This is a genomic window from Paraburkholderia unamae, from assembly GCF_003268775.1.
In the GTDB taxonomy this organism is placed as follows: domain Bacteria; phylum Pseudomonadota; class Gammaproteobacteria; order Burkholderiales; family Burkholderiaceae; genus Paraburkholderia; species Paraburkholderia unamae.
In genome coordinates this window covers 402,941-416,486 of record NZ_QLSU01000002.1, presented here as the reverse complement: position 1 = coordinate 416,486, position 13,546 = coordinate 402,941, and the positions used below count along the sequence as shown (strand labels likewise).

Sequence of the window (13,546 nt, the reverse complement as noted above, 5' to 3'; positions counted from 1 at the left end):
GATGGCCGCCGCCTTGACGCACGCAACATCGGCCACGGGCGTGCCCACGCTCGCACCCACATTCGCGCGCAACATCGTGCACTTCGTGCGCGTGCTGCGCGGCGCGGGCCTGCCGCTGTCGCCCTCGCGCGCCGTCGATGCGATCGAAGCGCTGCGCCATATCGACCTCGGCCGCCGCGACGACGTGCATGCGGCGCTCGCCGCGCTCCTCACGAGCGCGCCCGACGAGCGCGAGATCTTCGACGCGGCCTTCGCCCTCTTCTGGCGTGATCCCGATTTCGAAGGCAAGCTGCGCGCGCTGCTGCTGCCGAAGGTGCAAGGCGGCGTGCCGCCGCCACGCCGCAACAACCGCCTCGCCGATGCACTCGCGGCGCGCCCCGCCACTCGCCCCGGCGCAAAGCCGCCGCCCTCGCACGAAGAACACGAGTTGCGCGCGCACGCCACCTTCAGCGCCGAAGAACGCCTGCGCCAGCGCGACTTCGACACGCTTTCCGCCGACGAATGGCGCGCGCTGCGCCACCTGATCCGCGCGCGCCGCCTGCCGCTCGCCACCGTTCGCACGCGCCGCCTGAAAGCCTCATCGCGCGGCACGCACGCCGACCTGCGCGCAAGCGCCCGCCACGCCGTGCGCGCGGGCGGCGACTGGACCGTGTGGAAATATCGCGCGCCCGTGGAGCGCAAGCTGCCGCTCGTGCTGCTGCTCGACATCTCCGGGTCGATGAGCAGTTATTCGCGCGCGGTGCTCTACTTCTGCCACGCGCTGCTGCAATCGCGCGAGCGCCTGCAAGTGTTCCTGTTCGGCACGCGCCTGACGCACGCCACGCGCGCATTGCGCGAACGCGACCCCGACATCGCGCTCGCGCAGCTCGCCACCCAGGTCGCGGACTGGTCGGGCGGCACGCGCATCGGCGCGACGCTCGCGGAGTTCAACCGGCGCTGGGCGCGCCGCATGCTCGGTGGCCGCGCCACCGTGCTGGTCGTCACCGACGGGCTCGACCACGACGCTTGCGGCGGGCTCGGCGAAGAAATGGCGCGCCTGCACCGCTTCGCGCACCGCGTGGTCTGGCTCAATCCGCTCTTGCGTTACCGCGATTTCGCGCCCAAGGCGCGCGGCGTGCAGGCAATGCTGCCGCACGTCGACGCGCATTACCCCGTCCACAATCTCGACAGCCTGGAAGCGTTCGCGCGCAGCCTGTGCGAAGTCACGCCGATTGCGCATGCGCCCGCGGCGCGGCAAGCATCGCGCGCATTGCACACGCCGCCCGGGCGCCCGGCACAAGGAGCCACACGATGGAGCTGACCGAAAGCCACACGCTGCCGGTGCCGCAGCAACGCGCCTGGGAGGCGCTCAACGACACGGCCATCCTCAAGGCCTGCATACCGGGCTGCGAAAGCATCGAAGCCGACGGCGAGAACGCGTATGCTGTCGCGCTCACTGCCTCCGTAGGCCCGGTGAAGGCGCGCTTCAAGGGCCGCATGCAGCTCGCCGATATCGACGCCCCGAACAGCTACACGATCGTCTTCGAAGGTCAGGGCGGCGCGGCCGGTTTCGGCAAGGGCGACGCGCACGTGAAGCTCGAACCCGCCGGCGACGAATCGACCACGCTCACCTACACGGCCAACGCGCAGGTGGGCGGCAAGCTTGCGCAGATCGGCTCGCGCCTCGTGGACGGCGCGGCGCGCAAGATCGCCGCCGAGTTCTTCAAGCGCTTCGGCGAGCAGTTGGGCGGGGGCGCCGCGCAGGAGCCGGCGCAAGAGGACGCGGGCGAGGCGAACGCCGAGGCGGACGCGCAAGCCGCGAGCGAAGGCGAAGGTGAAGGCGCGGAAGATCAGCAAAAGAGGAAACGATCATGGACAGCGTGGATCTCGAAGTTCTGAAGTCGAGCGTGCGCTGGCTCGCAGCGGGCCACCGCGCGATGCTCGTCACGGTAGTGAAGACATGGGGTTCGTCGCCCCGCCCCGAGGGCGCGATGCTCGTGGTGCGCGACGACGGCCTCGTGGTCGGCTCCGTGTCGGGCGGCTGCATCGAGGACGATCTCATCGACCGCGTGCGCCGCGAAGGCGTGACGATCGCCAAACCGGAGGCCGTGAAATACGGCATCACGGCGGAAGAAGCGCATCGTTTCGGACTGCCATGCGGCGGCACGATCCAGCTCGTGCTAGAACCGCTGAGCGAGGCTTCGAACATCGGCGCGCTGCTCGCGAGCGTCGAGCGCGGCGAACTCGTTGCGCGCACACTCGACATGGCCACGGGCAAGGCCACGCTCGGCCCCGCGAACGCGACCGACGGCGTGGACTTCGACGACGCGCGCCTGCTCACGATCCACGGCCCGCGTTACCGCATGCTGGTGATCGGCGCGGGGCAGCTCTCGCGCTACCTGTGCCAGATCGCGGCGGGGCTCGACTACCAGGTGACCGTGTGCGACCCGCGCGAGGAATACACCGACACGTGGGACGTGCCCGGCACGACGCTCGTGCGCACCATGCCCGACGACACCGTGCTCGACATGAAGCTCGACGAGCGCTGCGCCGTGATCGCGCTCACGCACGACCCCAAGCTCGACGACCTCGCGCTCATGGAAGCGCTCAAAACGCGCGCGTTCTACGTGGGCGCGCTGGGCTCGCGGCGCAACAACGCGGCGCGGCGCGAGCGTCTCAAGGAGTTCGACTTGAGCGAGGCCGAACTCGCGCGGCTGCACGGGCCGGTGGGAATCTATATCGGCAGCCGCACGCCGCCCGAGATCGCGGTGTCGATTCTCGCGGAAGTGACGGCGGCGAAGAACGGCGTGTCGCTGCCCACCATCCTCCAGGTCGAAGGCGCCAAGGCCGCGCGCGAGCAGGCTGCGGGCGCGGGCTCGACCTGCGACGTGTGAGGGCACACCCGGTGCTTCACGCGTGCGGCGAGCCCTCGCCGCGCGCGGCCTCGCCCGCAGCAGGTGCGCGCGCCGAGGGCGCCATGCGGTGGGCGCGCTCGCGTTCGCGCCGCCGCTCGCGTCTTAGCATGCGCACCCGCAGCACGCGCAGCATGCGCGCCCAGCCCGTGGGCCGCGGGTCCGCCAGCATGCTCAGCGCGCGCGCATAGTCGAGCGTGAGCCCCGGCGTCCACGCCATGGTCTGCCCGCGCTTGCGCAGTTGCGCGGCCACCCATAGCTCCGGCGTCGAGAGCATGCGCACGAACGCGAGCCAGCCGTGGCCCCACACGCGCGGCGTCGCGCCTTCGAGCGCCGCCTCCAGCGCGTGCGAAACCGTGCTCGAACAGTTGCGGTGCGTGAGGTTGTAGGTCGTATCCTCGCGATAGCGCTGCCAGAAGCTGTCCAGCCGCAGCGGATCGTAGTTGCGAATGCGCACCTGGCGCGTGGACGCGCACCATGCCTTCGACTCCGTCGCGTAGTCGGGCTGGAACAGGCCGGGCACGTCGTTTTCGCGCGTCGCCCGCAGCGTGCGCGCGAATTCGTCGGGATTCCGATCGATTTCCACCGCCGGATACAGGCTGATGTACACGCGCTCGGGCGATTCGAGCGCGGCGTGGCCCGTGGAGATCACGCCGTCGCGATCCACGGCGGCAATATACCGGTCGATGATCGGCTGGCGCCGCGCCTCGGCCCTCGAACTGCCCACCGGCGTCCACACGTGCACCGTGATCGCGCGCTCGTGCGGCGCGGGCGGTCCGTCGAACACGGTTTGCGCGAGCTTCGCCGCCTTGCCCTGCGCCGCGCCCACCGCACTCGCGATGAGCGCCGCCGCGCCGCCCTGCGTCACCGCCGGATTGACGGCGAGACGGCGCGCGCGATACGCGAGCAGCAGCAGATTCCAGCCCGCGAACATCAGCACGAGCCCAAGGCAATAGGGCACGGTACCCTTGTAGTGCGTGGGATAGGGCTGGTAGAGAAAGATCGCGATGGCGATCTGCAACACGCCGCCCGCCACGGCGAGCCGCCAGGTGCGATAGCGCACGACCCACGCCGAGGCGATCTGCAAGAGGCCGTCGGCGAGAAAGAGCGTGGCGAACACCATCGACAGGATGAACGAGGCGTGACGGAAGCCCGAAAGCACGAGCGCCGCCGTGATGCAAAAACCAACGCCCTTCACATAGCGCAGCGTGCGCTGACCGCCCATGCCCGTCCACGCCACCGCCAGGGTGGCGAGGCCTTCGAGCAGCAGCAGCCAGGCGAACGGCGCAATGGGGAAATACAGCACGCCGTCCAGCGCGTCGATAAATAGCGCCGCGCCCACGAGCACGCTCACCACGCCCGCGACCATTACGCCGCGCCAGCGCGCGCGCAGATACTCCACGCCCAGCAGGATCATCATGAGCCGCACCATCGGCCGTCTCCGGAACATCGTACGAAAAACGCATCGTACTGCGCTGCGGCGAAGCTGTGCCCGGAATTTGTCCGGGCGCTTTGCGAACCCCCAAAAGCGCCGCGGGCCGCGACTCCCGTCGGCGGCCCGCAGCATGAAGCGCATGGTTAAGGCGTCGTCAGCCGAACAGCTTCATGGCCTGCGCGAGCGTATTGGTCACGCCCCATACGAGCGGCACCAGCACGTAGAGCCAGAAGATCGCCAAGAGCGTCTTGTTCGACGATTTCGTCGCTGCCTGGTTAGACATGATGCGTTCCTCCTTATTTACCGGCGGCGAGTTGCGTCTCGCTCATGTGATGCTTTTCGTGCACGCGGCGCACGAGCAGATTGCAGATGAAGCCGACCACGAGCAGCACGGCCATGATGTGCACGGTCATCGTATAGGCGTCGGCCTTCGCCACGCCATGCGCGACCTGATAGGCGCGCACGTAGTTCACGAGCACCGGGCCCGCCACGCCCGCCGCGGCCCACGCCGTGAGCAGGCGGCCATGAATGCCGCCCACGAACGCCGTGCCGAACATGTCCGCGAGATACGCGGGCACGGTCGAGAAGCCGCCGCCGTACATCGAGAGGATCAGGCAGAACGCCAGCACGAAGAGCACGATGTTGCCGCTCTGCGCGAACTGCGGCACCGCGTAGTAGAGCAGCGCGCCGAACACGAAGAAAATGAAGTACGTGTTCTTGCGGCCCACCCAGTCGGAAGCCGAGGCCCACACGAAGCGCCCGCCCATGTTGAAAAGCGAGAGCAGGCCGACGAAGCCCGCCGCGGCGCCTGCGCTCACGGTGTCCTTGAAGCTTTCCTGGATCATCACCGAGGCCTGGCCCAGCACGCCGATGCCGGCCGTCACGTTGAGGAACAGCACGAGCCAGATGAGGTAGAACTGCGGCGTCTTGAGCGCCTGGTCGATGTGCACGTGCTGGTTCGACACGAGCTTCTTCGCGACGACAGGCGGCGTCCAGCCCGCGGGCTTCCAGTCGGGCGCGGGCACGCGAATGGCGATGGCGCCGATCGTCATCGAGATGAAGTAGGCAATGCCGAGCACCACGAAGGTTTGCGCGACGCCCGCGCTCGTCTCGCTCGCGAAATGCTTCATCAGCATGACCGAGAGGGGCGCCGCGATCATCGCGCCGCCGCCGAAGCCCATGATGGCCAGGCCCGTGGCCATGCCGCGGCGGTCGGGAAACCAGCGGATCAGCGTGGAAACCGGCGACACGTAGCCAAGCCCGAGGCCGATGCCGCCAATCACGCCATAGCCGAGATACAGCAGCGCGATCTGGTGCAGATACACACCGAGCGCGGAAACCAGAAAGCCGCCGCCGAAGCAGCACGCGGCCGTGAACATGGTGCGGCGCGGGCCCACGCGTTCGAGCCACTTGCCGCCGAACGCGGCAGAAAGCCCGAGAAATACGATGGCGAGCGAGAAGATCCAGCCGAGCGTGGTGAGCGACCAGTCATCGGGCGCGGACGCCGTAATGCCGATCACCTTCGTGAGCGGCGCGTTGAACACGGAGAACGCATAGGCCTGGCCAATGCACAGGTGCACGGCCAGCGCTGCGGGCGGCACCATCCAGCGTGAAAAGCCTGGCGGCGCGACAGTCGCCTCCTTGGAAAAAAATGGTACGGGCTGCGCACCGCGCGTCGAATCTGCAACGCTGCTCATGGGGTCTCCTGAGTCAACCGGAATGCGAGCGGGGCACTCGCTCCGGTTCCATCCGAAATGGCTGTTGGTAGGCGTGGTTTTTGTGTGTTCTTGTGTGTGCAAACGCACGGAACACGATGTGCCGGTGTGCGGCTGCCCCGAACGTTAGTCCCCAGGCGCGGCCTTGGCAATATGAGACGGAGATGCATATGGGACCGCGCGGCCCGCTCGGGGCAGATTGTTGCGCGCGCAGCAAAGCGGCGGCAGCGCCGTATAACGCCTGGGAGAACGATCCAGGCCCCTGGGACACGTGCCATCGCACGGCAACAGATGAGAACCGTTGCTATTGCACGCCCCCGAATCTAGACTCAATACTCGATACAGGGCCCGCGACGCTCCCTGTGAGCGACATCCGCTTGACAAGCCAATAACATGACTTTTAAGTGACGGAAGTAGCGCTCACCCGAGACCCGACACCTGCCGAGCCCCCTCATGCGCCTCGCTCTCGCTCTTTGCCTCACCGTTCTCGGCCCGGCCACCGGAGCGCTGGCCGCCGACCTGCGCGCAGGGGTGGCGCAACTCACGCCCGTGCCCATGGAAGCGAGCGCGGTGAATCCCGCCGGCAGCGCGGCGCAGGCGCCTTATACCAACGAGTCGGAAACGCAGACGTTTACCGTCAACGCGGACGGCTCCTATACGAAGCTCGACACGCTCACGCTGCGCGTGAACACGGAGGCCGGCATCGCGCGCGCGGGCCAGTATTACGTGTGGTTCAACCGCGAGATGGCGCACGTGGAGGTGCTGGAGGCCTGGACCGAGGACGCCCAGGGCGGCCGCCATGACGTACGGCCCGAGCAGATTCGCGACGTGCAGGAAGTGCGCTCGTTCGACGCCCCGATGTTTCAGGACGTGCAGGACAAGGTCATCGTGTTCCCGGCCGTCGAGCCGGGCGCGCGCGTGCATCTCACGTGGCGCAAGACCCAGCATGTGCCCATCGTGCCCGGCTGGTTCAGCGACTTCACGCCGCCGGACCTCGCGCCCACGCACAATTTTCGCGTGATCTACGACCTGCCCGAGAAGGTGCCGCTTTACGCCGACGCGCGCGGCTTCATCGTGCTGCCGCCCGTCACGCTCAACGGCCGCACGCGCTACGAGTACCGCTACGACAAGTCCAGTTTCGAGCGACTCGAATATGGCTCGATTGCCTACGTGAGCTACGGCGACCGCCTGATGGTGTCCACCTTCCCCGACTATGCGGCGTTCGCGAAGGTCTATCGCGAGGCCTCGGTGGACCCGAGCGCGGGCGACGCGGCAATCGTGCGCCTCGCTCAAACGCTGACCGCGCGCGACGACACGCCGCGCGCGAAGGCGCAAACGCTCTACAACTGGGTGCGCCGCAACATCCGCTACGTGGCGATCAACATCGGGCGCGGCGAGATCGTGCCGCACCGCGCAACCGAAGTGCTGGCCAATCGCTACGGCGACTGCAAGGACCATGTCGCGCTTTTCGGCGCGCTGCTCGACGCCGTGGGCGTGCGCAACACGCCGGCGCTCGTCAACAGCGGCACGGTCTACACGCTGCCGAGCGTGCCCGGCTTCGGCGTGATCAACCACGTCATCACGTGGCTGCCCGACCTCCAGATGTTCGCCGACTCCACGGCGAGCAACATCGAGTTCGGCTATCTGCCCTCGACCGACATGGACCGCGTGGCCGTGCTCGCCGGCGACGGCAGCCAGGTGCGCACGCCCGCCACCGCCACGACCACGCGCGAGAGCGATCTCGACATCACGGTCGCGCCCGACGGCTCCGCGCGCTTCATCTACCGCTTGCAGGCGCAAGGCTGGTCCGCCGAGCAGACGCGCAGCGTGCTGCGCCTGCAAACGCCCGCGCAGCGCGAGGAATCGCTGCAATGGGAGCTGCGCAACGCCAACCTGCGCGGCAACGCCACGCTCGCCTCCAGCTCGCTCGACGCCACCGCCGGGCCGCTCGTGCTCACGCTCACGGGCACCTTCGACGGCTTCGTCGATCCCGAGATGACCACACCCGTGCCCACGCTCACGAGCTTCGTGGGCGGGCTCGATGCGAACCTGCGCTACTGGCTCGGCGAATCGCGCCGCACGCAGCCGTTCGTGTGCCGCAATGTGGTGGTGACCGAGCGCACACGCATTGCCCTGCCGCCGGGCATGCGCGTGCTCGACGTGCCGATGCCGCAGCACGTCGATAACCGTTTTGTGGATTTCAACTCGCAGTACGCGCTCGACACCGCTTCGAACGTGCTGCGCGTCACGCGCACCGGGAGCACGCATTTCGCGAGCGACGTGTGCAGCGCCGACGATTTCACGCAGATGCGCCCCGCCTTCGAGACGATGGCGCGCGACCTGCGCGCGCAGTTGATCGTCAAGCCGTCTGCGCCGGGCTCGGTGCCCGATAGTCCGCCTAGCGCGCAGTGAGTCCGCGCGCGCGGTTCAAACCGGCCAGAGCGGCCCTTCCTGCATTGCGCCGATCTGCTCGCGCAGTTCGAGAATGCGCTCTTCCCAGTAGCGTTGCGTGTTGAACCACGGGAACGCCACGGGAAACGCGGGATCGTGCCAGCGGCGCGCAAGCCACGCCGAGTAGTGGATGAGGCGCAGCGTGCGCAGCGCTTCGACGAGATGCAACTCGCGCGGCTCGAATTCGCAGAAGTCCTCATAACCCGCGAGCAGATCCGCGAGCGCGCGCGACGCGCCCGCGCGGTCGCCGGGCAGCAGCAGCCACAAATCCTGGATAGCGGGACCCATGCGGCTGTCGTCGAAGTCCACGAAATGCGGACCGGCGTCGGTCCAGAGCACGTTGCTCGGATGGCAGTCGCCATGCACGCGCAGCGAACGCAAGTCGCCCGCGCGCTCGAACGCCGCCTCCACGCCTTCCAGCGCGAGCGTGACCGCCGTCTGCCAGGCGGCGCGCACGTCGGCGGGCACGAAGCCGTGTTCGAGCAGATACGTGCGCGGCTCGTAGCCGTAGGTCTCGATGTCGAGCGTGGGACGCGCGCGATACGCTTGGGTTGCGCCCACCGCGTGAATGCGGCCGATGAAGCGGCCGAGCCATTCGAGCGTGTCGCTGCGGTCGAGGTCGGGCGCGCGGCCGCCGCGCCGCTCGAAGAGCGCGAAGCGGTAGCCGTCGAATTCGTGGAGCGTGCGTCCTTCGAAGGTGAGCGCAGGCACGGCCGGAATCTCGCGCGCGGCGAGTTCGGCGACGAACGTGTGCTCTTCGAGTATCGCCTCGTTGCTCCAGCGCCCGGGGCGATAGAACTTGGCGACGAGCGGCGGGCCGTCTTCGACGCCCACCTGGTACACCCGGTTCTCGTAGCTGTTGAGCGCGAGCATGCGGCCATCCGTGCGGCGGTTGGCCGGTATCAGCACGCTGTCCAGCGCGTCGAGCACGCACTCGGGCGTGAGACGCGCGTACGGCGCGGCTAGCGGATCGCCGGGGCTGGACGGCTCACCCGGGATCGGAGAGGGATCGTAATTCATACCCGCATTGTGCCTCTTGCGGGCGGCGCAGGCGAGCCGCCGTGCAAGGCGCGCGCCGCGCGCTACACGCTCGCAGCCGCGCCCTCGTGCCTCCTCAGTGGATCTTGGCGCCGGCGGGCATGACGTGCTCGCCCGTATCGATCAGATCTTCGAGAAAAAAGGGCTCGGTGTTGAGTTGCGCCGACGCGCCAGGCTCCCCGGCATACCAGGTCACCATCGCCATGTCGCCGAGAAGGCGCATCACGATGCCGCGCGCGCCCTGTGGCACGGCGATATGAACGGAACGGACGATAGAACCGATTTGCATGATGTTTCCCCGTTACCTTCGCCGGCTTCCTCGAAGGAAGTCCGGTCGGTAATGCTGACAAAAAACCGATGCGCACCATCGGTTGCGCGCGCATCCAAACCCGCCGCGGGCCACTTGCTTGTTCACCGCGCTTTCGCGGTGCGACCCTTGGCATACCCATTGTTGCCTTTTTGCGCGCACACGCAAAGCGAAAAAATACAGGGGTGCATCAGCAGCCGAACCGGCGCTACGCCATACGCCGCCCCATCTTCGCTCGTGCTGCGCGCACGACTTACGAAACCCTGACTGTAACAGATGGTAAACCCCGCCCCCCGCGCCCTTGCTTGCGCAGCACCCGAAAAAGTACGCTGATGCACGGTGACTGGCGCTATAGTCCTGTCCCATCCGGGCCAGATCCAGTCGCTGTGCGCAGCGGGCAAGAGACCTCGCGCGCACAAGCCGCAACCGGCCACGATACCGATAACCGAGACGCTCGCCACCACGGCCGGACCAGCCCCGCGAGCCAGATATCCCGACACCAGCGAAGGAACCCGCCGTTCCATGTGGATCGTTCGACTCGCGCTCAAGCGCCCGTACACGTTCGTCGTACTCGCGTTGCTGCTGTTGATCGTAGGACCGCTGACGATCCTGCGCACACCCACGGACATCTTCCCGAACATCGACATCCCGGTGCTCTCGGTCATCTGGACCTACACGGGTCTGCCCGCCGACGAAATGGAAAAGCGCATCGTGCTCAATTACGAGCGCGGCCTTTCGGTGGCTGTAAACGATATCGAGCACACCGAATCCACGTCGCTCAACGGCATCGCGGTCGTGAAGATCTTCTTCCAGCCGCACGCCAATATCCAGGAAGCGCTCGCTGAAGTCACCGCGCTGTCGCAGGCGCAACTGCGCTCGCTGCCGCCCGGCATCAATCCGCCGTTCATCCTGCGCTATAACGCCTCGACGGTGCCGATCCTGCGCCTGTCGCTTTCCTCGCCGCAGCTCACCGAACAGGAGTTGTTCGACTACGGCAACAACTTCCTCAAGACGCAGCTCGCCACCGTGCCGGGCGCGTCCGCGCCGCTGCCCTATGGCGGCAAGCAGCGGCAGATCATGGTCGACATCGACCAGCGCGCGCTACAGCAGCACAACCTCTCGCCCATGGACGTGGTGACGGCGATCAGCGCGCAGAACCTCATCCTGCCTTCGGGCACGGCAAAGATCGGCGCGACCGAGTATTCGGTCACGATGAACGCAAGTCCCGACACCTTAGCGGGTCTCAACGACATTCCCGTGAAAACCACGGCGAGCGGCACGATCTACATTCGCGACGTCGCGCACGTGCGCGACGGCTTCGTGCCGCAAACCAACATCGTGCGCGTGGACGGCCAGCGCGCGTCGCTGCTCACCATCAACAAGAGCGGCAACACCTCGACGCTGGAGATCGTCGATCGCATCAAGCAGATGATGCCCACGCTGCGCAATCTCGTGCCGCCTTCGCTGAATATCGATCCGGTCGCGGACCAGTCGCTGTTCGTGCGCGCCTCGGTGCAGGGCGTGCTGCGCGAAGCGCTCATCGCGGCCGCGCTCACGGCGCTCATGATCCTGCTCTTTCTCGGCAACTGGCGCGCCACGCTCATCATCGCGGTGTCGATTCCGCTTTCGATGATCACCTCAGTCATCGTGCTCTCGGCGCTCGGCGAGACCATCAACATCATGACGCTGGGCGGCCTCGCGCTCGCGGTGGGCATTCTCGTTGACGACGCAACGGTCGCGATCGAGAACATCAGCCAGCAACTCGAACAAGGCAAGACGCTGGAGCAGGCGATTCTCGACGGCGCGCACCAGATCGCCATTCCCACGCTCGTCTCCACGCTCTCCATCTGCATCGTGTTCGTGCCGATGTTCCTGCTCACGGGCGTGGCGCACTATCTCTTCATCCCGCTCGCGGAAGCCGTGGTGTTCGCGATGCTGGCGTCGTACTTCTTCTCGCGTACGCTCGTGCCCACGCTCGCGAAGTACCTGATGCGCCATCATCACAAGCCCGCCGACCTGCATCACGTGCATGGCGCGACGCGCAACCCGTTCATGCGCGTTCACCTCGCGTTCGAGCGCGGCTTCGAGCGGCTGCGCGAGCGCTATCGCGTGTTTCTCGCCGCGCGCGTGACGCATCCCGTGTGGTTCGTCGTGGCGTTTCTCGCCTGTTGCGGCGCTTCGCTGCTGCTCATGCCGTTTCTCGGGCGCGACTTCTTTCCGCAGGTCGATGCCGGCACGATTGCGCTGCACGTGCGCGCGAAAACCGGCATGCGCGTGGAAGAAACGGCGGTGCTCGTGGACCGTATCGACAAGCGCATTCGCGAACTGATTCCGCCTCGCGAGCTGCATTCGATCATCGACAACATCGGCCTGCCGGTCTCGGGCATCAACCTCTCGTACAGCAACACCGGCACCATCGGCACCTCGGACGCCGACGTGCTGCTCTCGCTGAACGAGGACCATCATCCCACCGCGGGTTACGTGCGCCTCCTGCGCCGCACGCTCAACGACGAATTCCCCGGCGTGCAGTTCGCCTTCCTGCCCGCTGACATCGTGAGCCAAACGCTGAATTTCGGCATGCCCTCGCCCATCGACATCCAGATCGTGGGCCGCGACGTGGCGGGCAACCGCGCCTTCGCGGCGAAGCTGCTCGCGCGGCTGCGCGGCGTGCCCGGTTTCGCCGACGCGCGCATCCAGCAGCCCGCCGATCTTCCGCGCATCTTCATCGACGTGGACCGCACGCGCGCGCAGCAGGCCGGCTTCACGCAGAAGGACGTGGCAAGCGACCTGCTCATCACGCTTTCGGGCAGCCAGCAGACCACGCCCACGTTCTGGCTCAATCCGGTCAACGGCGTGAGCTACAACGTCGTCACGGAAGCCCCGCAATACACGATCGATTCGCTGCAATCGCTCGCCAACATTCCGCTCACCGCGAACGGCCGCAGCAATATTCTCGGCTCGCTCGCGAGCATGCAGCGTGTGGCGGGCAACGCGGTCGTCACGCACTACAACGCGCAGACCACCATCGACATCTATGGGACCGCGGACGGGCGCGACCTGGGCGCGGTGTCCGACGACATCGCGAAGATCATCGACGACACGCGCGCCGAACTGCCGAAAACGTCGAGCATCAAGCTGCGCGGCCAGGTGCAGACGATGAACGATTCGTTCTCCGGATTATTGGGCGGGCTCATCTTCGCGATCGTGCTCGTGTATCTGCTGATCGTCGTGAACTTCCAGTCGTGGCTCGATCCGTTCATCATCATCACGGCGTTGCCGGGCGCGCTCGCGGGCATCGTCTGGATGCTGTTCCTCACGCACACCACGCTCTCCATTCCCGCGCTCACGGGCGCGATCATGTGTATCGGCATCGCCACGGCGAATTCCATTCTCGTCATCAGCTTCGCGCGTGAGCAACTGCGCCTGCACGGCGACGCCGCGCGCGCCGCGATCGAAGCGGGCTACACGCGTTTTCGGCCGGTGCTCATGACCGCGCTTGCCATGGTGATCGGCATGGTGCCGATGGCCATCGGCCTGGGCGAAGGCGGCGAGCAGAATGCGCCGCTCGGGCGCGCCGTGATCGGCGGCCTCGCGGTGGGCACGCTCGCCACGCTGATCTTCGTCCCCGTGGTGTTCTCGCTCATCTACCGCAAGCTCGGCGAGCGCCGCCAGCGCGCCATCGAAAACGTGGTGCCCAAATCATGAATCT

10 protein-coding genes are annotated in these 13,546 nt (G+C 67.0%); 5 read left to right on the top strand and 5 right to left on the bottom strand.

Translation table 11 applies throughout. From position 1 onward, the window contains the following. Window position 1 precedes the first annotated feature (1 nt). Genes C7401_RS04540 through C7401_RS04530 form a run of 3 tightly spaced genes read left to right on the top strand, consistent with a single transcriptional unit; the run spans window position 2 to window position 2,873 of the window. Complete coding sequence (locus C7401_RS04540; protein WP_112170143.1) at window positions 2–1,300, top strand: vWA domain-containing protein; 1,299 nt, start codon at window positions 2–4, stop codon at window positions 1,298–1,300. Then, window positions 1,291–1,878: an SRPBCC family protein gene (locus tag C7401_RS04535; RefSeq protein WP_112170142.1), complete on the top strand. Its 588-nt coding sequence runs from the start codon at window positions 1,291–1,293 to the stop codon at window positions 1,876–1,878. The genes C7401_RS04540 and C7401_RS04535 overlap by 10 nt, the downstream gene beginning before the upstream one ends. Then, entirely contained in the window at window positions 1,851–2,873 is a 1,023-nt protein-coding gene (locus C7401_RS04530; RefSeq protein WP_112170141.1) for an XdhC family protein, read from the top strand. Before C7401_RS04535 ends, C7401_RS04530 begins: the two co-directional genes overlap by 28 nt. Before the next feature lie 16 nt (window positions 2,874–2,889). Here C7401_RS04530 and C7401_RS04525 read toward each other — a convergent pair whose 3' ends face one another. The 3 genes from C7401_RS04525 to C7401_RS04515 all read right to left on the bottom strand — a co-directional run bounded on the left by C7401_RS04525 (window position 2,890) and on the right by C7401_RS04515 (window position 6,023). Then, the gene (locus C7401_RS04525; protein WP_258396871.1) at window positions 2,890–4,323 is read right to left on the bottom strand and encodes an HdeD family acid-resistance protein; all 1,434 of its coding nucleotides are present in this window, start codon (window positions 4,321–4,323) and stop codon (window positions 2,890–2,892) included. Window positions 4,324–4,480: 157 nt separating this feature from the next. Further along, on the bottom strand, window positions 4,481–4,609 hold the full coding sequence (locus C7401_RS04520; protein WP_112170140.1) for an MFS transporter small subunit: 129 nt from the start codon (window positions 4,607–4,609) through the stop codon (window positions 4,481–4,483). 13 nt (window positions 4,610–4,622) lie between these two features. Beyond that, window positions 4,623–6,023 carry an L-lactate MFS transporter gene (locus C7401_RS04515; RefSeq protein WP_112170139.1) on the bottom strand — a complete coding sequence of 467 codons (1,401 nt, stop codon included), beginning with the start codon at window positions 6,021–6,023 and terminating at the stop codon, window positions 4,623–4,625. A gap of 471 nt (window positions 6,024–6,494) precedes the next feature. Between C7401_RS04515 and C7401_RS04510 the strand changes: the two genes are divergently transcribed. Then, entirely contained in the window at window positions 6,495–8,453 is a 1,959-nt protein-coding gene (locus C7401_RS04510) for a DUF3857 domain-containing transglutaminase family protein (protein ID WP_373864417.1), read from the top strand. 15 nt (window positions 8,454–8,468) lie between these two features. Here the strand turns inward: C7401_RS04510 and C7401_RS04505 are convergent, their stop codons facing one another. Beyond that, the gene (locus C7401_RS04505; RefSeq protein ID WP_112170138.1) at window positions 8,469–9,512 is read right to left on the bottom strand and encodes a serine/threonine protein kinase; all 1,044 of its coding nucleotides are present in this window, start codon (window positions 9,510–9,512) and stop codon (window positions 8,469–8,471) included. A gap of 94 nt (window positions 9,513–9,606) precedes the next feature. Further along, complete coding sequence (locus tag C7401_RS04500; RefSeq protein ID WP_112170137.1) at window positions 9,607–9,819, bottom strand: hypothetical protein; 213 nt, start codon at window positions 9,817–9,819, stop codon at window positions 9,607–9,609. A gap of 540 nt (window positions 9,820–10,359) precedes the next feature. On the opposite strand from C7401_RS04500, the gene C7401_RS04495 reads away from it, so the two are divergent. Further along, window positions 10,360–13,542, top strand: coding sequence for an efflux RND transporter permease subunit (locus C7401_RS04495; protein WP_112170136.1), 3,183 nt, complete (start codon window positions 10,360–10,362; stop codon window positions 13,540–13,542). Window positions 13,543–13,546 lie beyond the last annotated feature (4 nt).